The organism is Williamsia sp. Y721 (assembly GCF_059683565.1).
The window spans coordinates 1,609,046-1,629,877 of sequence record NZ_JCASNH010000001.1 but is presented as its reverse complement, the minus strand read 5'-3'; the positions used below and the strand labels follow the sequence as shown (position 1 = coordinate 1,629,877).

The window sequence follows — 20,832 nt, the reverse complement described above, 5'->3', positions numbered from 1 at the left end:
TTGACGGTATAGCCCACTACACCTTTGACCGGTAGGCAGCGGGATGGTTCACACCACCGCCGATTCATAACGTTGCTGTCATGACCTCATACGCCCCGCTACGTCCATCGGCCGCCGTGACACCCCAGACGGCGATCCGACTCGATGACGTGACCAAGACCTACGGATCTGGCCGCACTCAGGTGACCGCACTGGACGCGGTGAACCTCACCCTGCCCGTGGGCGGTTTCACCGCGATCATGGGCCCATCCGGTTCGGGTAAGAGCACGTTCCTGCACTGTGCCGCCGGTCTCGACCAGCCCACCCGCGGTGCAGTGTGGCTGGGCGATACCAAGATCAGCGCACTGAAGCCGCGCAGGCTGACCACCTTCCGACGCGACCACGTCGGGTTCGTGTTCCAGGCCTACAACCTCATGTCGGCGCTGACCGTGGAACAAAATGTGACACTGCCCTTGCTGTTGGCCGGACGAACCGCCGACCGCGCACAACTCGAACACGTCCTGGAGTCGGTGGGCCTTGCCGGCATGCAGCTTCGACGCCCTGGCGAACTGTCCGGCGGCCAGCAGCAGCGGGTTGCCATCGCACGCGCGCTGGTCAGCCGCCCCCGCGTGTTGTTCGCCGACGAACCGACCGGCGCGCTGGACGGTCGTACCGGTCAGCAGATCCTGACCCTCCTGCGTCGAGCCGGCACCGAGCACGGACAGACCGTGGTGATGGTCACCCACGATCCCGTCGCCGCCGCACAAGCCGATCGCGTGTTGTTCCTCGCCGACGGACGTTTTGCGGGTCAGCTACAAGCACCCACGGAAAGTGCCATCGCACAGCGCCTGACCGACCTCGGGCAGTGGTGACCATGCCGAACACGCACTTGGGTGGTCTTGCCCGCGCCAACCTCCGCCGCCACCGCAACGGGTTTGTGGCCGTGTTCATCACGGTGTTCAGCGCCGCGTTGCTCGTCTGCGCTCTGGGGATCTTGTTCGAATCGGGTATTCGCGGCGGCGCCACACCACATCGATTCGCCGGAGCCGATGTCGTCGTGGGAGCACCGCAAACACTCGACACACGCGAAGACTTCGACCAGCCCTACATCGAGCGCGCACTGGTGCCCGCGTCTGCCGTCGACAAGTTGGCGGGGATGCCTGACGTCCGTTCCGCGGTCGGTGATGTCAGTATTCCGCTCACCGACGACAGCGGCCGACAGTTCGATGCCCACGGATGGTCCTCTGCCACTTTGGCGCCGTTCGCCTTGACTGCCGGGCAACCACCCACGGCTCCGGACGAGGTGGTGACAACCGACCGCACAACACTCGGCGACCGCGTGACGCTTCGGCATGGCGGCATCGGAAGCGAATACACCGTGGTTGGTGTCGCTGCCACGTCATCACCCGAAACCACCGCCCGTCCAGCCACAATCTTCTTGGAAGATGCACGTGCGCAGCAACTCTGGCCACATCCGGGCACAGTGGCCGCCATCGGTCTACTCGGTCACGACGGTGTCGACTCCTCATCGCTGGCTTCACGGGTCCATGCCGAGCTCGGTGACCTCGATGTCGTCACTTACATCGGCGACGCCCGCGCCGACGCCGAATATCTTGACCTCGGGGCAGCTCGCGGCGAACTGGTCGCCCTGACGGCTGCACTGGCAGGCGTGGCACTGATGATCGCCGTGTTCGTGGTGTCGAGCACGGTGTCGCTGTCCATTTCGCAACGTCGTCGCGACTTCGCCCTACTGCGATCCATGGGCGCCACGCCACGACAGATTCACAAGCTCATCGGATCCGAGGTGTGGGTCATCGCCTGCGCGGCGGCAGTGTTGGGTGTCATGCCCGGTTATCTGCTGGCGCAGGTCATCCGCAGCAAGTTTGCCGGCGCGGGCATACTTCCCGCCGACTTCAGCCTGGCCATCAGCCCCCTTCCTGCCCTCGCCGGCATCGCCACCGCGGTGATCGCTGCCCGACTCGCCGCCGCGATCTCGACACGTCGTCCGGCCCGCCTCGACCCGATCGAGGCGCTCCGCGAGTCGGCAGTCGAGACAGGTGCGATCAGTCGGACCCGCACCACCGGTGGCCTTCTCATCGGCCTCGGCGGCTTGGTGACCGCATTCTTGCCACTCGTTGTTCCCGGGCCCGATGCGCTCGCCGGCGCCGGCGTATCGGTGCTGCTGTTCATCATCGCGCTGGCACTTCTCGGACCGACACTGGCCTCGGGTGCGCTGCGTCTCATCGGTGGCCCCATGCGGCGCAGCCGCTCCGCCGCAGCGGTCCTCGCCGCCGCCAATCTCAATGCTCACGGACGTCGGCTCGCAACGGCAATCACACCCTTGGCTTTGGTGATCGCCTTCGGATCGGTCCAACTGGGAAGCCAGAGCACGCTGACCGCAGCGGCGCAACAACAGGTCGAACAAGGAATGACGGCCGATCTGGTTGTAACCGGGCCGGGCGGTGTCGAGCCGACACTCATCAGCACGATCGCGGCGATCGACTCCGTCGATGCTGCCAATCCCGTCACGCGGAGCCTGGCCTTTCACACCGCGAACAGGGCCGACGATCCCACCACCGAGGCATACCCCGTCCTGGGGATCGATCCGCTCGGGGTAGCCACCACCCTCGACCTCGACGTCCACAGCGGTGCGCTGACCGAACTGCACACCGGGACAGTCGCACTCAGCCAGGACGCCGCTGCGACCATGGGCGCCGGAGTCGGCGACACCGTGACACTCCGATTGGGCGAAGGCACCCTCATCACCCCCACCGTCATCGCGACCTACAGTCGCGGACTAGGTTTCGGTGACATCGCACTTCCAGACCAGGAGGTCCGCGAACACACCACCACCGGACTGGTCGACCACATCGTGGTATCGGCAGCGGCAGACCGGATCGACGAGACCCGGACGGCCATCGAATCGATCGGCGGACTCACGGTGATGGACGGCAACGGTTTTGCCGTCGCGAACCGGCAGGAACAGCGATCGCAAGACACGGTGAATGTTGTCGCACTGTCCGTCCTGCTCGGATTCCTTGCCATCGCGGTGGTCAACACATTGGTTCTGATGACCACCGAGCGCCGCCGCGAGTTCGCCCTGTTCCGTATGGTCGGTGCACAAACAGGTCAGATCCGCGGGATGGTTCGCTGGGAAGCCCTGGTCGCAGTCGCAGTCGCAGTGGTCGCCGGGACGATCATCGCCTACCCGCCGCTGGCTGGGATCGCAATCGCGCTGCCGGGCATATCCTTTCCCACCCTCTCCCCCTGGGCCTACGGATGTATAGCCGGCGTCACCAGCGTGTTGGGTTTCGGCGCAATCACCGTCACCGCATGGAAAGTGTTCCGCCACAATCCCCTCGATGCTCTGGGGTCGCAGGATTGAGTGACCTCCTACCGTCATCACTCGAGTCCTTGTCTTTTCGGGTGATGACGGCCTTTCCGGGTGATTGCGCGAAAAGACCGTTATGCCCGATCATGTTCGGGATCAATTCACCCAGTCCAGCCCGGTGAAGTACTTGCTTGGTTAGCCTGAACCTATGGACACCATGTGGCTCGTCCTGGGGATCGCCGTCCCGATGCACAAACCCGACATTTCGCCGGCCGGCGCCCACACGGAGAAGACCCGATGACGGCGCCGACCCGGCCCGCGTACCTGCAGGCCCCCAACATCGGCCTGGTCCTCGTAGGCGGCGCCATCGGTGCCGGATGTCGCGAGGGACTCTCTCTCGGAGTTCCTGATCTTGACGGTGTCCCCGTGGTGATCACGGTGGTGAACGTGGTGGGCGCCTTCCTGCTCGGCTACCTGTACGAGGCGCTCACACGTACCGCGCCGGGACCGACTAGGACCTCGCAGCTCAAACTGCTGCTCGGCACCGGATTCTGCGGCGGCTTCACCACGTACAGTTCGCTCGCGACAGACACCGCAGTGCTGATCGACCACACCCGCTGGGGCATGGCATTGCTGTATGCACTCGGGACCGTCATTGTCGGCGCGGCCGCGACCATCGCGGGCATCGCCTCGGCAGCGAAGATCCACGAAGCGCGCGGCACAAGCGGACAGCAGCGGTCATGACCTTCTGGTTGTTCGTGTTACTCGCTTTCGCCGGCGGCGTTGGCGCCGTGACGCGGTACGTCTTCGACGGATTCCTCCACTCCAAGATCAACTCGAAGTTCCCGTGGCCCACCGGAATCATCAACATGACCGGTTCCCTCGTCCTCGGCTTTCTCACCGGCCTGATCGTGAGCAGGATTGCCTCGACGGACGTGGGCGCGGTGATCGGAACGGGATTCCTCGGCGGTTACACGACCTTCAGCACGGCGAGCTACGAAACGGTGCAGCTCATCCGCGACAAGCGGTATGGGCTCACCCTCGCATACGGCTTCGGCGTGCTGGTCGTGTGTGTCGCGCTCGCGTTCGGTGGATATCGCTGGGGCGCTTCGCTATAGGCTGGGGCGCTTCGCTACAGGAATCATGTGCGTCGCAGCGTGGTTGGCACAAACGCTGCGATCACCAGCAGTACCCAGGTGGTCAGGATGTAGGGCCAGGTGTAGTGCGGACCGCCATAGTAATCGGTCATGAGGAGGGTCGCCACCGCCGTCAGCACTGTTCCGATTGCGGCATACACCCACGAGATCACGGTGTTCTGGAGGAATGTGACCGACAGGGCAATCGCTGTCAGAACACCGGAATAGCCGGCAAGGCCCTCAGCTATTGTCCCGGAGGTATCACCGAACGCCATTGCGCACAAGGTTCCGATCACGGTGCCCATCACCGCGGCGAGGCCGACCTTCCAGGACGCGACAAAGAGGCCCAGCAGGATGAGCGCTCCACTCCAGATGCTGTTGATCAGAACGACTTCGGAGACATTTGTGAGCAGCGAGCGCAGTATCGACTCGCCCGACCCGTCGGCGACATGATGGGGTGCAGACTTCTCGTGGATACTCTTGGTGACAACGAACATGACGCCCGCAGTAGCGCAGAACGGCGCCGTTGTCGAGGGTAAGTTGAAGCGGGCGAGAGGTTTTGACGCAAAGATCCACACCACGACCCAGGTGACGGGTGCACATACGATGCCGGCGATCACAGTCACCAGATAGGACCAGCCCTGATCACCGAGCGCGGTATAGACCGCAGCACCGATCAGTGCACCGTTGAAACCCTGCATCCCCATCCGGACGTTGTCGGCACCCACCTTCATCAGGGCACCGGTCACGGTGTTGCACACCGTGCCGATGACCACGAGCACCGCCATCTGCCAATCGGCGACCAGGAACGCGAGAAGGATCAGCAGACCGGTCCAGCTGTTGCTCTGGAAGAAGATCTCAGACACACCACGGGGCAACGTCGCCGACGCCTCAACCCATTTGTTCGGTGGCGCCGCTTCTTTACTGCTCGTCGACATGTCATCTCCCTGGTTCTTCGGTCGGGTCGTGTGACGGGACGCCCCCGGCCTTCATCGCACTGTTCAGGATTTTCGGATCGTCGGCGCCTCTCTCCCGGTGAGTAACAGACGTAGGGCGCTCCATGCGATCGTCGTGGCGCGCAGGATGGCCCGCGTGTCGTCGCCCAGCATCCGCACCCACACTCCGGCGTCGCCGGGAAGCGCGCTGACACCGAAGACGACGCCCGCTTCGGTCGACGGCGACAGGACGCTGTGCAGGAGGTCGCTGATCTCGGTGACGGTTGCGCGTGGGGTGAACACATAGAGCATGGAGAGCACATCGTGGTCGGCGAGAACCGCCAGGCCGCCGGTGTCCTCATCGACCGGGGTCAGTCGCACCCGATCGAGCGCGACCATGGCCCCGTCCGGGCGACGGACCTCGAAATCGGATGCGAGCGCGGTGTACCGATGACGCTCGTCGCGCGCCAGACGCCCGGCGATGAGGGTCTCGCCGGCGATGAGGGTGGCCGACGGCGCGAGTGTCACCCGCGTGCGCTGATACAGGCGCGCATCCGCAAACGCGATGACAGGGTCGGGAAGAAACTCGACATACGCATCCGCATCGACGCGCAGGTTCATCTGCGCGACTGCGTAATCGTGTTCCATCCGTAGGACTTTCGTGTACGCCGCGGTCGTCAGGTACGCGGACGTGCCCGTACCGAACACTAGATCGGTCCGGAGCCGGTCACCCTGCATGACGCCGGCCCCGGTGGACATGAGGTAGGTATATGGCATGTCGGGACGCGCGAGGTCGTAGTACAGCGGGCGCATGATCTGCAGCGGCGACTTCTGGTAGTGACCGACAAGTTCCGTCCCGCGTTCGTTCCGGCCGAACTCCAACTCCAGCACACCGACCTTTCCCGGGCTCCCGGTCGGCAGCGTGTCGGGTACACCTGAGAGACGGGCGATCTCACGAGGAACGCGGTCCGGCTGGTAGAACGCAGGGTCGAGCCGGTGCCCGCCGTACCGCTCCGACTGCGCCTCCACGGGTGGTACGACGGACATTCCGCCCGCCCGGCCGGTTCCAGGGGGCGGACCGGTATCCGCCGCCTGGACTGTCGCTGCGCTCATCGGGACATCGCAGCGGGGCGGGCATTCCAGAGCGCGAGGATGTGATCCTGCAACTCATCGATGCCTTGCCCCGTCAGGGAGTTGGTCAGAACCACGGGCTTACCGTCGCGCACCCGCAACGCGTCGGACTCCATGACATCGATGTTCGTCCGTACATACTGGGCGATGTCGATCTTGTTGATCACCAGGATGTCCGACTCGGTGATGCCTGGGCCTCGTTTGCGCGGCATCTTCTCACCTTCAGATGTATCGAGCACGAAGACGAAGACGTCCGCGAGCAAGGGTGAGTACGTGAGCGTCAGATTGTCTCCACCCGACTCGTACACGAGGGTGTCCACATCGGGGAACCGCTCGAGCATCTCGGCCCCGGCCGCGAGGTTCATGGTGGGGTCGTCGCGTACGGCGGTGTGTGGACATGCACCGGTCTCGACTCCGACGACGCGATCAGGGTCCAGCACACCCGCGAGTTCGCGGCGTACGTGCTGCGCGTCCTCCTGGGTGTAGATGTCGTTGGTGATGACCGCTGGTTGCCTGCCCGCGGCAATGAGCCGCGGCACAAGGGCTTCGGCAAGTGCAGTCTTGCCCGAACCCACTGGTCCGCCGATCCCGATTCGCAATACGCTACCGCTCATTCGATCACCTCATCTTTCTTGTTGGTCTGTGGAAGGGCTGGCGCCGTCAGCTCGCGAAGAGCCTCGCGTCCGCGCGCTCGTGTTGGGCGGACATGGCGTCCGCCATCGGGACACATCCCCCCATGTCCTCGAGATCGCGGTCCATCGCCTCGGCTGTGGCCTGCGCTATCACCGGGCCGATTGCACGCAGCATCACCTGCATCTGCAGGTGATCAGTGAGCCGAAGCCGCAGCGCCGCACCGAGAAAGCTCACCGAGAACGCGAACATGTCCGAGGCGACCGCCTGTTCGGCGCCCACACCCGCCGCGACGTAGGCCACAGCGGTCGCGACCGGCTGGCACCCGGGGGTCCGCTTGGACGCGATGGCCCGTTTCCATTGCTCGAGCTCCACACCTCCGACTGCCGCGAGGGCAACGTCTGTCATCTGGTGGCCACTACGCACCGCTGCCCTGCGCATCTCCGCATTGAGTTTGGCGGCGAACAACATCTCATCCACGAGATACACACGTTCCCAATCACTTTCCCGAGCCGCCTCGTGCGCCCGGGCCAGCGCTGTGGCATCCCCCGGACCGACCGAATGGAGCAGCAACCCCCGCAGGAGACCCTCCACGCCGTCCTTGTCGACCGCGCGAGCCTGGGCGAACCCCTCCAGCCCCTGCGACATGGTGAAGAATCCGCTGGGGAATGCGGAGTCGGAGAGTTGCAGGCTCACAAGAAGATTGCCCACATCGGTCGAGGTCATGTCAGGTTCCTCAGGCAAGGAAGAAGAGCTGGGACATAGGCAGCGTCTGCGCCGGGTCGATGTGCGCGGGCTTCCCGTCGAACGTCACCTTGTATGTCTCGGGATCAACGTCGATCAACGGCGCCTTGTCGTTGCGAACCATGTGTGCCTTGCCTATTCCACGGCATCGCTTCACCGGCAGCACCTGACTCTCGAGCCCCAGCTTCTCGGGCACACCGAGGTCGATGGCCGCCTGCGACATGAAACTGACCCGAGTGCTCTGCTGTGCCTTGCCGTATCCACCCCACATCGGGCGGTAGAGCACGGGCTGCGGGGTGGGCAGCGAGGCGTTCGGGTCACCCATGACGGCCCAGTTGATGAAGCCGCCCTTGATGACCATCCGCGGCTTGACCGCGAAGGCGTCGACGTTCCACAAAACGATGTCCGCGATCTTGCCGGCCTCAAGCGATCCGATGTAGTCCGAAACCCCTTGCGTGATAGCCGGGTTGATGGTCACCTTTGCCAGGTAACGCAGGACCCTGAAGTTGTCGTGACCATCGGAGTCCTCGGGGAGAGGGCCGCGCTTGTCCTTGCTGTGGTGGGCGGTCTGAAACGCGCGGGTCACCGATTCGCCGATACGTCCCATTGCTTGAGAGTCGGACGAGAACATCGAGAGGACACCTTCGTCGTGCAGCACGGTCTCGGCAGAGATCGTTTCGGCGCGCACCCGCGAGTCGGCGAACGCAACGTCTTCCGGGATGTCGTGCGAGAGGTGGTGGCACACCATGACCATGTCGAGCAGCTCGTCGACCGAGTTGACCGTATAGGGCAGGGTCGGGTTGGTAGACGAAGGAAGAACATTAGGGAGACCGGCAGCCTTCAGGATGTCCGGGGCGTGGCCTCCACCGGCACCCTCGGTGTGGTACGTGTGGATGGTGCGTCCGTCGATCGCCGAGATGGTGTCTTCGACGAAGCCCGCTTCGTTGAGGCTGTCCGTGTGTATGGAAACCTGGACGTCGTACTTGTCGGCCACGGTGAGGGCATTACGGATCACCGCAGGAGTGGCCCCGAAATCCTCGTGAACCTTCAGCGACGAGGCGCCGGCTTTGATCTGCTCCACGAGGGCCTCGGGAAGGGAGCCGTTGCCCTTGCCGTGGATTCCCATGTTCACACCGACACCTTCTGCTGCCTCGAGCATGCGGTGGAGGTACCAGGCGCCTGGTGTCGTGGTGACGCCGTTGGTCCCGTCAGTGGGCCCCGTGCCACCCCCGAACAGCGTGGTGATGCCGTTCGAGAGGGCCGCCTCCGCCTGCTGCGGCGAGATGTAGTGCACGTGCGTGTCGATGGCCCCGGCAGTCGCGATGCAGTGCTCCCCCGCGAGCAACTCGGTCCCGGGTCCGACAACAAGACGCGGATCCACGCCGCTCTGCAGGTGCGGGTTACCCGATTTCCCGATCCCGGCGATCTTTCCGTCCTTCACGCCGATATCACCCTTCACGACGCCGAGGACCGGGTCGAGGATGATCGCATTCGTGATGACCAGATCGAGCACACCCTGCGGACCGGTCGCCGCGGGATCGGCGGCCATCCCGTCGCGTGCGGTCTTACCGCCGCCGTACACGACCTCGTCGCCGTAATACCCTTCGCTGTAATCCTTTTCGATCTCGACGACCAGGTTCGAGTCGGCCAGATGGACTTTGTCTCCCGTCGTCGGGCCGAAGAGATCGGTGTACTGCTTGCGTGAGATTGTGGCCATCAGCTTTTCCTCTTCTTATCGGATCCGGTGCCCGGTTTCGGTTTCCCGTCTTTGAACCCGCCCTCGGTCATCCGCGCGAGCGCGTCGATCTTCGTCTGCTTCGAATCGAGGCCGCCGTTCACGAGTCCGTTGAAGCCCACCGCCCGGCGCGACCCGGAGTACGACGTCAATGTCACATCTCGTGTGTCGCCCGGCTCGATACGCACTCCGGTACCGGCCGGGATGTCGAGATGCATCCCGTACGCCTTTTCCCGCTCGAAGAGCAGTGCGCGGTTCACCTCGAAGAAGTGGAAGTGCGAACCGATCTGCACCGCCCGGTCGCCGGTGTTGCTGACCGAGATGGTGACGCTCTGATGGCCGGCGTTGATCTCGATGTCTTCGTCCTGGTGGTGATACTTGGGGCTGCCCAACATGGGTTGATCCCTCCACTATTTTTTCGCGGCGCCGCGATCTGCGTCGCCGGATGATGACTCAGTGAGGCGAGGTCAAGACCTCGACGTGAAACGGGTTGCCGTTGTCCGGCGTCTCGTGTCTGTGGGAATGGGGATGTGAGTGATGCCCGGGACCGTCGTTCTCGAACCCGTGCGAGTGGGCGTACCCGTGGCCGTGATCGGCGAGCAGACCGCCTGCGATCCCGTCTCGCCCATGATCGAGCTCGTGCTGCGCGGCGGCCACCCGTCGACGGATGACATCGAGGAGCGCCTGTTCAGAGAGCAAAGGCCCGAAGAAGCTCGCATGGTCGGCGGGTAATCCGGCGGGCGCGGTTCGGGCAAAGCCCGCCGGTGCGACGACCACGTCGTCGGCACCCAGCAGCCGCGACCGCTCGATGGCGCGGGTCAGCTCGCCGTGCTCCCCGACGCACGCCACCTCGACCTGGGTTCCGGCGCCATGGGTGCGGACCAGGTGGGCGATCCGGTGCAGCTCGGCGTCATCGAAAGGGTTCGACGACGGCGCGGCAATGATCATGCCCGCGCCCGGTCGCTGCCGGGCTGTATCCACGGCGGCTCGACGGAGCCATGCGATCAGATGGTCGGCCGTCCCGAACTCCGTGCACAGCGCGACACGACCCGCGCCGCCCTCGGCGGCGCTCCACCGGAGCGTCTTCGCGGTCTCGGCCACCATGACCGGGTCCCGACCCCAGGTCATCGGAAGAACCATCACCGGGCCACTGCCGTCGGCCAGGAGTCCGGACACCGCGTCGTGTAACGGACGCCCCGACGGGGTGATAACCGCCCCGGGCAACGTATCGAGCAGTGAAACCAGGTCAGCGCCGTGCGCGCTCTCGTGGCCACCGACAAGGACGGTGGCCACTGCATCTTGTCGCACGGCCGGCATGGCTAAGCACTCACGGGGTCGTGACACGAAACGAGTTTGCTGCCGTCCACGAACGTGGCTTCGACCTGAAGCAAAGCAAGACGCTCTCGCACCCCGGGCATGCAGTCGGCCTCCGACACCACATGTTTGCCCAGTTCCATGCACTGGGCAACCGACTTGCCGTCTCGGGCCGCTTCCAATATCGCCTCCGAGACCATGGCCTGGGCTTCGCTGAGATTCAGCTTGGTGCCGCGGTCGCGTCGTTTTCGGGCAAGTTCTGCAACCTGGTAGATGACGAGCTTGTCCATCTCGCGTGGAGTTAGATTCATGGCCTCGACGACCTTCCTGCTGTTACGGCCGGCGCCCTGATAAAACACTGGCCTCGGAGTGCAGTACTTCGGACACTATTCGAACTGCAACGAACCCTCAAGATTTTCGGAGAATTGCCATGCAGTAGAGATGATCTCGACTGTGGGCGAATTCCATATCACTATCCCACATGCCCAAATAGTCGCAATTCTGCTGCGGTACAACACTATTCGATTACCCAACGAAACCGGACATTTCAACTCTTCCCACTCAGCTAATGGGTATTCACACAAAGCCCGGACGCACAGCAACCTCGGGACATCGGCAATGACAACGTCACCGGCAACGTTTCATCGAATCCTACGAAAGGAATTTCTATGTCCGAATTCTGGCGCCAGAACCGTTAGGCCTGCTATGAAAAGGGGATTGCCCTTTTCATCACAGGAAGAGCACTATCCTTATGTGACTGAAGTTTCCGGTGTGCAGTCATTGACCAACGTCCGGGCAACACGCCTGACTCGGATGATCCTCGGCTCGATCTCATCCGGCGGCATCTGTGCTCGCGGACCTGCCGCCGTTCACGCTCGGCCTGTCGATCATCGCACCGATCACGTCCGCGTCTGCCCGGAATCGTCCTCCTCGGCACAGATCACGGACAAAAAACCAGGCGCCTTACGTGTACTCGTGCACACATAAGACGCCTGGTTGGTTCGAGATGAACTCGAAAGCGCGCTGTCTTACTTCTTGCCGGCCACCAGATCCAGCGCGATGTCGGTGATCAGGTCTTCCTGGCCACCGACAAGTCCGCGAGCCCCGACCTCGAGCAGCACCGCGCGGGTGTCGAGACCGTACTGCTTCGCCGCGGATTCAGCATGCCGCAGGAAGCTCGAGTACACGCCGGCATAGCCGAGTGTGAGAGTCTCCCGGTCGACCTGCACAGGCCGATCCTGCAGCGGACGGACGATGTCGTCGGCAGCATCCTGCAATCCGAACAGGTCACAACCGTGCTTCCAGCCCTCGATGTCCGCGACAGCGATGAAGGGCTCGATCGGGCAGTTACCGGCGCCGGCGCCGTGTCCGGCGAGCGATGCGTCCACGCGGGTCACACCTTCTTCTACTGCCACAACCGAATTGGCCACGGACAGCGAGAGGTTCTGGTGCGCGTGAATACCGATCTGGGTGTTCTCATCGAGCACGTCCCGATACGCACGGACACGCTGTCGAACTCCATCCATCGTCAACCGGCCACCGGAGTCGGTGACGTAAACACAGTGCGCGCCATACGATTCCATCAACTTCGCCTGCTCGGCCAACGCGGCAGGCTCGGCGAGATGCGACATCATCAAGAACCCGGACACATCCATCCCGAGTTCACGGGCCTTGGCGATGTGCTGAGCCGCGACATCGGCCTCGGTGCAATGGGTCGCGACGCGAACCGAGGTCACGCCGAGGTTGAATGCACGTTCGAGTTCGACAACGGTACCGACACCGGGCAGCAGCAAGGTCGTCAGCTTGGCCCGGTGGACAACCGATGCCGCGGCTTCGATCCATTCCCAGTCGGTGTTGCTGCCTGCTCCATAGGTCAGGCTGTGTCCGGCGAGCCCGTCGCCGTGGGCGACCTCGATCGCGTCGACGCCCGCCCGATCGAGAGCGCCGGCAATCCGGGCCACGTTTTCGGGTGAGATGCGGTGCCGGCTGGCGTGCATGCCGTCGCGCAGGGTCACGTCCTGGATGTACAGGGCCGCGCCATCGACCACGGAAGCTCTGTTGTCAGTTGTCATCGGGCCATCTCCACTGTTGAGTCGGTGAGTTTCGTTTCGGCGATGCGCTCGGCCACCTGCAGTGCCGCCGAGGTCATGATGTCGAGGTTTCCTGCATAGGCCGGCAGGTAGTGGGCAGCACCCTCGACCTCGAGGAACACCGACACCTTCCACAGGCCCGGACCGACATCGACACCGCCGGTCAGGGTGGCGACGGACTCCGCATCATCGAGCTTGGTGAACTGCACCTCCTGCTTGAGGCGGTATCCGGGAACGTAGGCCGACACCTTGGCGACCATGTCGAGGACCGACTGCCGGATCGCATCCTGATCCGGATCGGTGACCAGGGTCAGCACGGTGTCCCGCATGATCAGCGGCGGGTCGGCCGGATTCAGCACGATGATCGCCTTGCCGTATGCGGCACCACCGACCATCTTGATGGCCTCGGAGGTGGTTTCGGTGAACTCGTCAATGTTCGCCCGAGTTCCGGGTCCGGCCGACTTCGAAGCGATCGACGCCACGATCTCGGCGTAGTGAACCTTGGTCACAGCGGACACCGCCGCCACGATCGGAATCGTGGCCTGCCCGCCGCAGGTCACCATGTTCACGTCCGGTGCATCCAGGTGCTCTTCAAGGTTCACCGCGGGCACCACGTAGGGACCGATCGCGGCCGGGGTGAGGTCGATGAGCCGCTTTCCGTACGGGCGCAGCGCTTCTTCGTTGACGACGTGCGCTTTGGCGGACGTCGAGTCGAAGATGATCTCGATGTCGGCGAAGTCCGGGTGGTCGATGAGACCCTGCACGCCGGTGTGCACGGTGCTGATGCCCATCCGCTTGGCGCGGGCCAATCCGTCGGATTCCGGGTCGATTCCGACCAGGACCGCGATCTCGACGTTCTTCGCCACTCGCTTGAGTTTGATGACCAGGTCGGTCCCGATGTTGCCCGATCCGATGATCGCGGCCTTGATTGTGCTCATTGTTTTCTGCTTTCGGAGGGGTTGGTCAGGCACTGAAAACTGCGGTCGCGCTGCCGATGCCGGAAATGGTGGTGACGTAGGTGGAACCGGGCTTCGCAGGCACCATCGGCCCCAGCGCGCCGGAGAGGACAACGTCTCCCGCATAAAGGACGGTTCCGTATTCGATCGCGGTGTTGGCCAGCCACGCGAGTGCATTCCACGGACTTCCCAGGCAATCCGAGCCCTTGCCCTGCGACACCTGCACGCCGTCTTCGGTCATGGTCATCTGGACGCCGGCCAGGTCAGGAGCACTCTCGCGGTCGCATCGGTCGCCGAGAACGTACAGTCCCGATGATGCATTGTCGGCAACCGTGTCGGCCAACCTGATGTCCCAGTTGGCAATTCGACTGTCGACGATTTCAAATGAAGCATAGACATCGGAAACATATTGCGGTGCTTCGGCTTCGGTGATCGGGGCCGTGATATCCCGGGACAGCACGAAGGCGATCTCCGCTTCGACCTTCGGCTGGAGCAGCCGCGTGGAGTCCACCTCGGCATCACCGGTGCAGTCCATGTCGTCGAGCAACACCCCGAAGTCGGGCTGGTCGACACCGAGCTGCTTCTGCACCGCAGGCGAGGTCAGACCCGTCTTGCGGCCGACGATACGGCGACCCGATGCCACCAGCGCCTCGATGTTCAGGGTCTGGACCCGATAGGCCGCTTCGATGTCGTCGCTTCCGATCAGGTCGCGCACCGGTGCACACGGTGTGCCCGCACGAGTCGCGGCAGCCAGACGCTCGGCCGCAGCCTCGATCACATTCACTTGCGTTGTCATAGGGACGAAGATATTGGTCGGCCCAACCACTGACTAGGATTCATCCCATGCCACGGGACGGAAACATGTCGCAGCTCGAAAAGTCGGCGCTTCTGCTCGATTCTTTCCCCGGTGGTACCGCGCTCACGCTTGCCGAAGTCTGCACCCGAACCGGTATCCCCCGCTCGACCACCCACCGGCTGCTGGTCGAGTTGACCGACCTCGGCTGGATCCAGCGAACCGGAAACAAGTTCGAACTCGGCATGACGCTGTTCGAGTTGGGTGAGCGGGTCTCGGTGAAACACCGCCTCCGGGTGGCCGCCATGCCCTTCATGCAGGACCTGTTCGCGGTCACCGAACAAACCGTCCACCTCGCGGTCCGCGATCAATACGACGTGGTCTACATCGAGAAACTCCACGGTCACACCGCTCCGCCTTTGCCTTCACAGGTCGGTGGCCGGCTCCCCCTCACCTGCACCGCGGTGGGCAAAGCGCTTCTCGCTTATGAATCCGCGGAGTTCCAGACGGAGGTGCTCTCACGCCCGCTGCGGCGTTACACCGCGAACTCGATCACCGATCCGAGGACTCTCGAGCGCGAACTCGCCCACATCCGCGCCCGAGGTGTCGCGCTCGAACGGGAGGAAGCGGCCGAAGGAAGCTGCTGCGTCGCGGCCACGGTGCTGATCCGAGACGAGCCGATCGCCTCGCTGTCGGTGTCGGTGCCGAAAGACCGGTTCAAACCCGAACTCCTGGCTCCTGCCGTTCAAACCGCATCACTGGCCTTGAGCCGACTGTTGTCCCGAGCGGGGGCGAAAGGACAAAAATAGCCAATTGATACCTGGCGCGTCTATTCGCTGCCTAACGCTCGCAACCTTGCTAATGTGTGCCAACCCACAGTCCAGGCGCGGCGCTGTGTCACCCCTTCTACGGCAGGAGCGGAGCGTGCTCAGTCGTCGCGAGTTCTTCGTCAGGGCCGGCGCGGTCGGCGTGAGTCTGACCGCAGCAGTCACACTCCCGGGCGCCATGTCACGAATACGGGTTTATGCCAATTCGCTTCCGCCCGTGCGCGATACGATCAACGGGATCCTGTCGTTCATCGTTCCGGGCGATGATGAATACTCACGCGCGCAGGGTATGGCGACCGATCGGCCGGGTGGGGTGTCACCGGGAATCCCTGAGTCGCTGGAGAGAACGCTCGACCGGGCAGTCCCGATTCCGGTCCTCGGACCGGCATTCGGGATCACACTTCCGGGTGCTGCCGCAATCGCTGCGTTGATCAACATCTTCGCGGTGACGCTCAACCCGGGCTCGGTGCGTGGGCGCTTCGCCGCACCGTTCGCGAACCTCTCACACCGGGAGAAGGCCCAGGTCTTCGAGATGCTCGATACCAACCCACTGTTACCGGGATTGCCAATCAAGTTCGCGGTCAACGCCATACCCACCCTGGCCGCGTTCGCCGCCTATTCCGAGGTGTCCGCATTCGATACCGGCAGCAAGCGATTGACCGGACGCCCGGTTGGCTGGGAGCTGAGCAAATACGAGGGTGTGAGCGACGGCTGGGACGAGTTCCGCGGCTATTACCAAGGGGTTTCAACCATCGATTGACGTTCGGCATGAGGGGGTTCGATGACAGACATCATTGTGATCGGTGCCGGTGGCGGAGGGCCTGTGGTGGCGAAGGAACTCGCCGCCCGTGGCCTGGACGTGCTCGTCCTGGAAGCGGGTCCACGGCACGGCGATCCGGAGAATGAATGGACTCATTTCGAAGACGACGCAAACAATCCGATCACCGGATTCTTACGCGAGGGTCCCGGCGATCGGTCCAAGGGTCCGTGGTTGCGGGATCTGCCGCAGAGTTCGTTCGTCTGGCAGGTCAGCGGCGCCGGCGGTACCACCTTGCACTATTTCGGCAACTGTCCCCGTGCAGCACCCGGTGTGTTCAACGACTACGCCGGGGCGGATCGGCAGATGTACGACACCGCGAATCTGTTCCCCCTCGGCTACGAAGAACTTCGGCCCTACTACGAGTGGTGCGAGGCAACGCTTCCGATCCAGACCGCTCCGATGGGCACGAAAGAGGAGATCTTCCTGCGCGGGGCCGCAGCCATGGGACTACCGCACCAGACCTCACTCGACACCACCGGACCGGCACATCGGGCACAACAGAACGCGATCTTGCAGCCGGGCGGTACGGCGGGTCGCACTCGCGACCCGAATCGGCTGCGCTATCCCGAAGCGCAGGGATGCACGATGTGCGGGCACTGCTACGAGGGCTGCTACCTCCCCAAAGGTGCGCCCCGCAACCTCAAAGCCCGTCGCTCGACCGACAATTCATACATTCCGATGATGCTCACCGCCGACGCGTGGTCTCGCGGAGGCAAGGCCGCCAGGCTCATCACCGACGCGTTCGTGACCAGGATCCTGACCCACGACGTGAACGGCGAGACCACCGCCCATGGCGTGCAGTTCCGGACCGTGGACGGGTCGATACACGAGGAGACCGCGAAGGTGGTCGTTCTGGCGGCGGGCTGTATCGAGTCTCCGCGACTGTGGCTGCAGTCCCTGCTCCCCAACCCGAACGGTTGGGTCGGCCGAGGAATCACCGACCATCACATGGACTGTGTCTTCGGGGTTTTCGACGAATACACCGGCCAGACCAAGGGCGCGGGTTCCAATGCCCGCGTCGATTTTCCGGGCTACGGCGGCATCGAGCAGGTCTGCCTGCCACCGGCGTTGCAGGCGTATGCGATGAATTTCAGTGACTCGGGCATCGAGGGCTACGGCCGCGCGGGCAGCGTTGTCGATTCGGCGGGCGCCGACACCTACGGCCGTCTTGTCGGACGTGACCTCCTCACCACGCTCGACGACGCCAACAAAACACTCGCCGCCCTGGTCATCACAGATGACGACGTCGAACCCGGCAACCTCGTCTCGGTGCCCGGCATCCTCCCCCCGGACGAGAACGGCCTGGCGCCTCGCGTCACCATGCAACATCGCAACCGGTCGGCCCGGACCAAACGGAACCGGAAGTACTGCACCGAGAGGGCCGTGGAACTCATGCGGGCCGCAGGCGCCCACACAGTCCACCGCTGCGATTGGCCCCCACTCATCCTGCATTCACAGTCGAGCATGCGCATGGGTGAGGACGCCAACACATCGGTGCTCGACTCCGACGCCCAGGCCAGATGGGTCAAACGTCTCTACATCGCCGACAACTCTGCCTTGGCCAACTCCCTCGGTGGCCCGAACCCCACGCTGACAACCCAGGCGATCGGGACGCGAACCGCGGAAAAGATCTTCCAGACCTACTTCGGCGGGGAGAATTGGGTGACGAAGGAATCCCCTGTGTCATCGATCGACGACCGCGTCACCGAGGCGGTCATCGCCCGAAACCTGTAGATGCCGCTTGAAAACGATCCCGACGGGGTAACCGAGGACTGCGGTGCGAACGACCAGTCTGCGAAGAGGGAATACATGTCTGACGAAAACACACGCGAGAACGAACGTGACCTCGCGAACCTCGACATCGAAAAGCCCAAAACCCACGCGGCGGGACCGACTGCGGTCGCGGTGTCCATGAAACGGGCACTGGGGCACATGGGGCCGGTCCGGACCGCGAAGACACTGCTGAAGCTGAATCAGGCCGAAGGTTTCGACTGCATGAGTTGCGCCTGGCCCGATCCTGAACCGGGCCACCGGCACACCGCCGAGTTCTGCGAGAACGGCGCCAAGGCTGTGGCCGAAGAAGGCACCACCACCCGCGCGACACCCGCGTTCTTTGCCGCACACAGCATCGACGACCTGAACAGTCGCACGGAACATTGGCTCGGACAACAGGGACGTATCACCCATCCGATGGTCAAACGACCCGGCGGTACCCACTACGAAGCCATCGACTGGGACGATGCGTTCGGGCTCATCGCAGCGGAACTGAACGGTCTTGCCACACCTGACGAGGCCACTTTTTACACATCGGGTCGCGCCTCGAACGAAGCGGCTTTCGTCTATCAACTGTTCGCCCGCACGTTCGGCACCAACAACATGCCCGACTGCTCGAACATGTGTCACGAGTCCACGTCGATCGCCCTGCAGGAGTCCATCGGTATCGGTAAGGCCAGCGTCACCCTCGACGATGTGTACGAGGCCGAACTGATCGTCATCGCCGGTCAGAATCCGGGTACCAACCATCCCCGTATGCTCTCTGCCCTCGAGAAGGCCAAGCAGAACGGCGCGACGATTCTGACCATCAACCCTCTCCGTGAGGCCGGGTTGGTCAACTTCAAGAACCCCCAGACACCCCGCGGCGTGGTCGGACCCGGTACCGATCTGACGGACATGCATCTGCCCATCGCACTGAATGGCGACCTGGCCCTGTTCCAGGCCTTCGGCTCATTGCTCGTCGAATGGGATGCCCTCGACCACGAGTTCATCAACGCCCACACCGCCGGCTTCGACGCCTGGCGCGACCACGTCCGGAACGTGGACTGGGATGTGGTCACCGCAACCACCGGCCTGTCCCGGCGGCAGATCACCGACGCCGCGAAACTGCTACGCGATTCGAAGGCCACCGTCTTCTGTTGGGCGATGGGCCTGACGCAGCATCGCAATGCAGTGGCCACCATCAAGGAACTCACCAATGTTGCGTTCGCACAGGGCAACATCGGCAAACCGGGTGCTGGGCTGTTTCCGGTTCGGGGACACTCCAACGTCCAGGGCGACCGGACGATGGGAATCTGGGAACGTGTACCGGAGCATTTTCTCGACGCTCTGCAGAAAGAGTTCGGCTTCAACCCACCTCGCGAGCACGGCCTGGATACCGTCGACTCCATCCGGGCTCTGCGGGATGGCAAAGCCCACTTCTTCATGGGTCTCGGCGGGAACTTTGCTCAGGCGACCCCTGACAGTGATGTCACATTTCGGGCGTTGCGCAACGCGCGGATGACCGTGCAGGTCTCGACCAAGATCAACCGTTCCCACCTCGTCTGCGGACAGACCGCACTCATCCTCCCCACGCTGGGCCGGACCGAACAGGACGTGCAGGCCGGCGGACCCCAGTACATTTCGGTCGAGGACTCCACCTGCTCTGTACATTCCTCCCGTGGACCGCTGGCACCAGCGAGCCCACACCTCAAGTCCGAGGTCGCCATCATCACCCACATCGCCGAGGCGACCCTCGGTGACCGATACGGCATCGACTGGCGAGCGATGCGTGATGACTACCGCAACATTCGCGCTCACATCTCGCGCGTCGTGCCCGGATGTGAAGGGTACGAGGTCAACGTTCGCAAACCCGGCGGGTTCATACTCCCCCACCCACCGCGTGACTCTCGTACGTTCGAGACCGACTCGGGCCGTGGGGAGTTCGCGGTGTCACCGATCGACGTCCTTCAGGTGCCCGCCAATCACCTGATCCTGCAGACCCTGCGCAGCCACGATCAGTTCAACACCACGATCTACGGATTCAGTGATCGTTACCGCGGGATCGAGGGTGGCCGACGAGTGATCTTCATGCATCGCGAGGACATCACGGCCCTCGGCCATCGCGACGGGGACATCGTCGATATCATCACCCGCTGGGACGACGACGATCAGGTCCGGTGTGCACCGGAGTTCCGGATCGTCGAATACGGCACCCCACGTGGGTCCGCCGCCGCCTATTACCCGGAGACCAATCCTCTTGTCCCACTGGACTCCACCGCGCTCAAGAGCAACTGTCCGACTTCGAAATCGATCATCGTATCGCTGGTACCGGCGGGCCAAGGCACCGTCGAGTCCCACACCGGCAGCCAGCAGGCGACCGGATCCGACTGGGATCACAAAACGCATCCGCAACCGCATCACCTGAGCTGATGATGCTCGGCACGCCGAAGACCTGACCACTCGGCAGCCAGTCGTCAGTCAACGGGCGCGCGCATACAAATGTGAAATCTGGGTACACGACATCTGCGGCGCGGACGCCGCACATCCGATGCTCTTGCGGGCCAACATCCCCCGGCGAGAAAACCTGACAGGAGTCTTGAGTTGTTGCGTGTCGCGTCGGTGCCGTCCTCGCATGTCTATGTCCGACATCTCTCCC

At 63.5% G+C, this 20,832-nt stretch carries 19 protein-coding genes; 8 read left to right on the top strand and 11 right to left on the bottom strand.

Annotated features, from left to right (window positions below):
* The first annotated feature begins 80 nt into the window (after window positions 1-80).
* The 4 genes from AC56PL_RS07260 to AC56PL_RS07245 all read left to right on the top strand — a co-directional run bounded on the left by AC56PL_RS07260 (window position 81) and on the right by AC56PL_RS07245 (window position 4,428).
* The gene (locus AC56PL_RS07260) at window positions 81-851 is read left to right on the top strand and encodes an ATP-binding cassette domain-containing protein (protein WP_495515662.1); all 771 of its coding nucleotides are present in this window, start codon (window positions 81-83) and stop codon (window positions 849-851) included.
* 2 nt (window positions 852-853) lie between these two features.
* A complete protein-coding gene (locus tag AC56PL_RS07255) occupies window positions 854-3,364 on the top strand; it encodes an ABC transporter permease (protein WP_497153357.1) in 2,511 nt (836 codons plus the stop codon).
* Between the two features lie 243 nt (window positions 3,365-3,607).
* Window positions 3,608-4,054 (top strand): CrcB family protein, encoded by a 447-nt coding sequence (locus AC56PL_RS07250; protein ID WP_495515660.1) that lies wholly within the window; start codon window positions 3,608-3,610, stop codon window positions 4,052-4,054.
* Window positions 4,051-4,428, top strand: coding sequence for a CrcB family protein (locus AC56PL_RS07245; RefSeq protein WP_495515659.1), 378 nt, complete (start codon window positions 4,051-4,053; stop codon window positions 4,426-4,428). The genes AC56PL_RS07250 and AC56PL_RS07245 overlap by 4 nt, the downstream gene beginning before the upstream one ends.
* A gap of 23 nt (window positions 4,429-4,451) precedes the next feature.
* Here the strand turns inward: AC56PL_RS07245 and AC56PL_RS07240 are convergent, their stop codons facing one another.
* The 11 genes from AC56PL_RS07240 to AC56PL_RS07190 form a co-directional block, all read right to left on the bottom strand.
* Window positions 4,452-5,384, bottom strand: a complete 933-nt coding sequence (locus tag AC56PL_RS07240) for an urea transporter (protein WP_495515658.1) — start codon at window positions 5,382-5,384, stop codon at window positions 4,452-4,454.
* 63 nt (window positions 5,385-5,447) lie between these two features.
* Entirely contained in the window at window positions 5,448-6,494 is a 1,047-nt protein-coding gene (locus AC56PL_RS07235) for an urease accessory protein UreD (RefSeq protein WP_495515657.1), read from the bottom strand.
* Window positions 6,491-7,126, bottom strand: a complete 636-nt coding sequence (gene ureG / locus AC56PL_RS07230) for an urease accessory protein UreG (protein WP_495515656.1) — start codon at window positions 7,124-7,126, stop codon at window positions 6,491-6,493. The genes AC56PL_RS07235 and ureG overlap by 4 nt, the downstream gene beginning before the upstream one ends.
* A 46-nt stretch (window positions 7,127-7,172) precedes the next feature.
* Complete coding sequence (locus AC56PL_RS07225; RefSeq protein WP_497153356.1) at window positions 7,173-7,868, bottom strand: urease accessory protein UreF; 696 nt, start codon at window positions 7,866-7,868, stop codon at window positions 7,173-7,175.
* 10 nt (window positions 7,869-7,878) lie between these two features.
* Window positions 7,879-9,603 carry an urease subunit alpha gene (ureC, locus tag AC56PL_RS07220; protein ID WP_497153355.1) on the bottom strand — a complete coding sequence of 575 codons (1,725 nt, stop codon included), beginning with the start codon at window positions 9,601-9,603 and terminating at the stop codon, window positions 7,879-7,881.
* Window positions 9,603-10,016 (bottom strand): urease subunit beta, encoded by a 414-nt coding sequence (locus AC56PL_RS07215; protein ID WP_495515653.1) that lies wholly within the window; start codon window positions 10,014-10,016, stop codon window positions 9,603-9,605. The genes ureC and AC56PL_RS07215 overlap by 1 nt, the downstream gene beginning before the upstream one ends.
* 58 nt (window positions 10,017-10,074) lie before the next feature.
* Window positions 10,075-10,929: a sirohydrochlorin chelatase gene (locus AC56PL_RS07210; RefSeq protein ID WP_497153354.1), complete on the bottom strand. Its 855-nt coding sequence runs from the start codon at window positions 10,927-10,929 to the stop codon at window positions 10,075-10,077.
* An 11-nt stretch (window positions 10,930-10,940) separates the two neighbouring features.
* On the bottom strand, window positions 10,941-11,246 hold the full coding sequence (locus AC56PL_RS07205; protein WP_495515651.1) for an urease subunit gamma: 306 nt from the start codon (window positions 11,244-11,246) through the stop codon (window positions 10,941-10,943).
* Window positions 11,247-11,963: 717 nt separating this feature from the next.
* Window positions 11,964-13,007 (bottom strand): 4-hydroxy-2-oxovalerate aldolase, encoded by a 1,044-nt coding sequence (dmpG, locus tag AC56PL_RS07200; protein WP_495515650.1) that lies wholly within the window; start codon window positions 13,005-13,007, stop codon window positions 11,964-11,966.
* Window positions 13,004-13,963, bottom strand: coding sequence for an acetaldehyde dehydrogenase (acetylating) (locus AC56PL_RS07195; RefSeq protein WP_495515649.1), 960 nt, complete (start codon window positions 13,961-13,963; stop codon window positions 13,004-13,006). The genes dmpG and AC56PL_RS07195 overlap by 4 nt, the downstream gene beginning before the upstream one ends.
* 25 nt (window positions 13,964-13,988) lie before the next feature.
* Window positions 13,989-14,777 (bottom strand): fumarylacetoacetate hydrolase family protein, encoded by a 789-nt coding sequence (locus AC56PL_RS07190; protein ID WP_495515648.1) that lies wholly within the window; start codon window positions 14,775-14,777, stop codon window positions 13,989-13,991.
* A gap of 47 nt (window positions 14,778-14,824) precedes the next feature.
* On the opposite strand from AC56PL_RS07190, the gene AC56PL_RS07185 reads away from it, so the two are divergent.
* The 4 genes from AC56PL_RS07185 to AC56PL_RS07170 all read left to right on the top strand — a co-directional run bounded on the left by AC56PL_RS07185 (window position 14,825) and on the right by AC56PL_RS07170 (window position 20,606).
* The gene (locus tag AC56PL_RS07185) at window positions 14,825-15,583 is read left to right on the top strand and encodes an IclR family transcriptional regulator (RefSeq protein WP_497153353.1); all 759 of its coding nucleotides are present in this window, start codon (window positions 14,825-14,827) and stop codon (window positions 15,581-15,583) included.
* A gap of 115 nt (window positions 15,584-15,698) precedes the next feature.
* Window positions 15,699-16,361, top strand: a complete 663-nt coding sequence (locus tag AC56PL_RS07180; RefSeq protein ID WP_495515646.1) for a hypothetical protein — start codon at window positions 15,699-15,701, stop codon at window positions 16,359-16,361.
* 21 nt (window positions 16,362-16,382) lie between these two features.
* On the top strand, window positions 16,383-18,155 hold the full coding sequence (locus AC56PL_RS07175; RefSeq protein WP_497153352.1) for a GMC family oxidoreductase N-terminal domain-containing protein: 1,773 nt from the start codon (window positions 16,383-16,385) through the stop codon (window positions 18,153-18,155).
* A 75-nt stretch (window positions 18,156-18,230) separates the two neighbouring features.
* Window positions 18,231-20,606: an FdhF/YdeP family oxidoreductase gene (locus AC56PL_RS07170; protein WP_495515644.1), complete on the top strand. Its 2,376-nt coding sequence runs from the start codon at window positions 18,231-18,233 to the stop codon at window positions 20,604-20,606.
* Window positions 20,607-20,832: the final 226 nt, after the last annotated feature.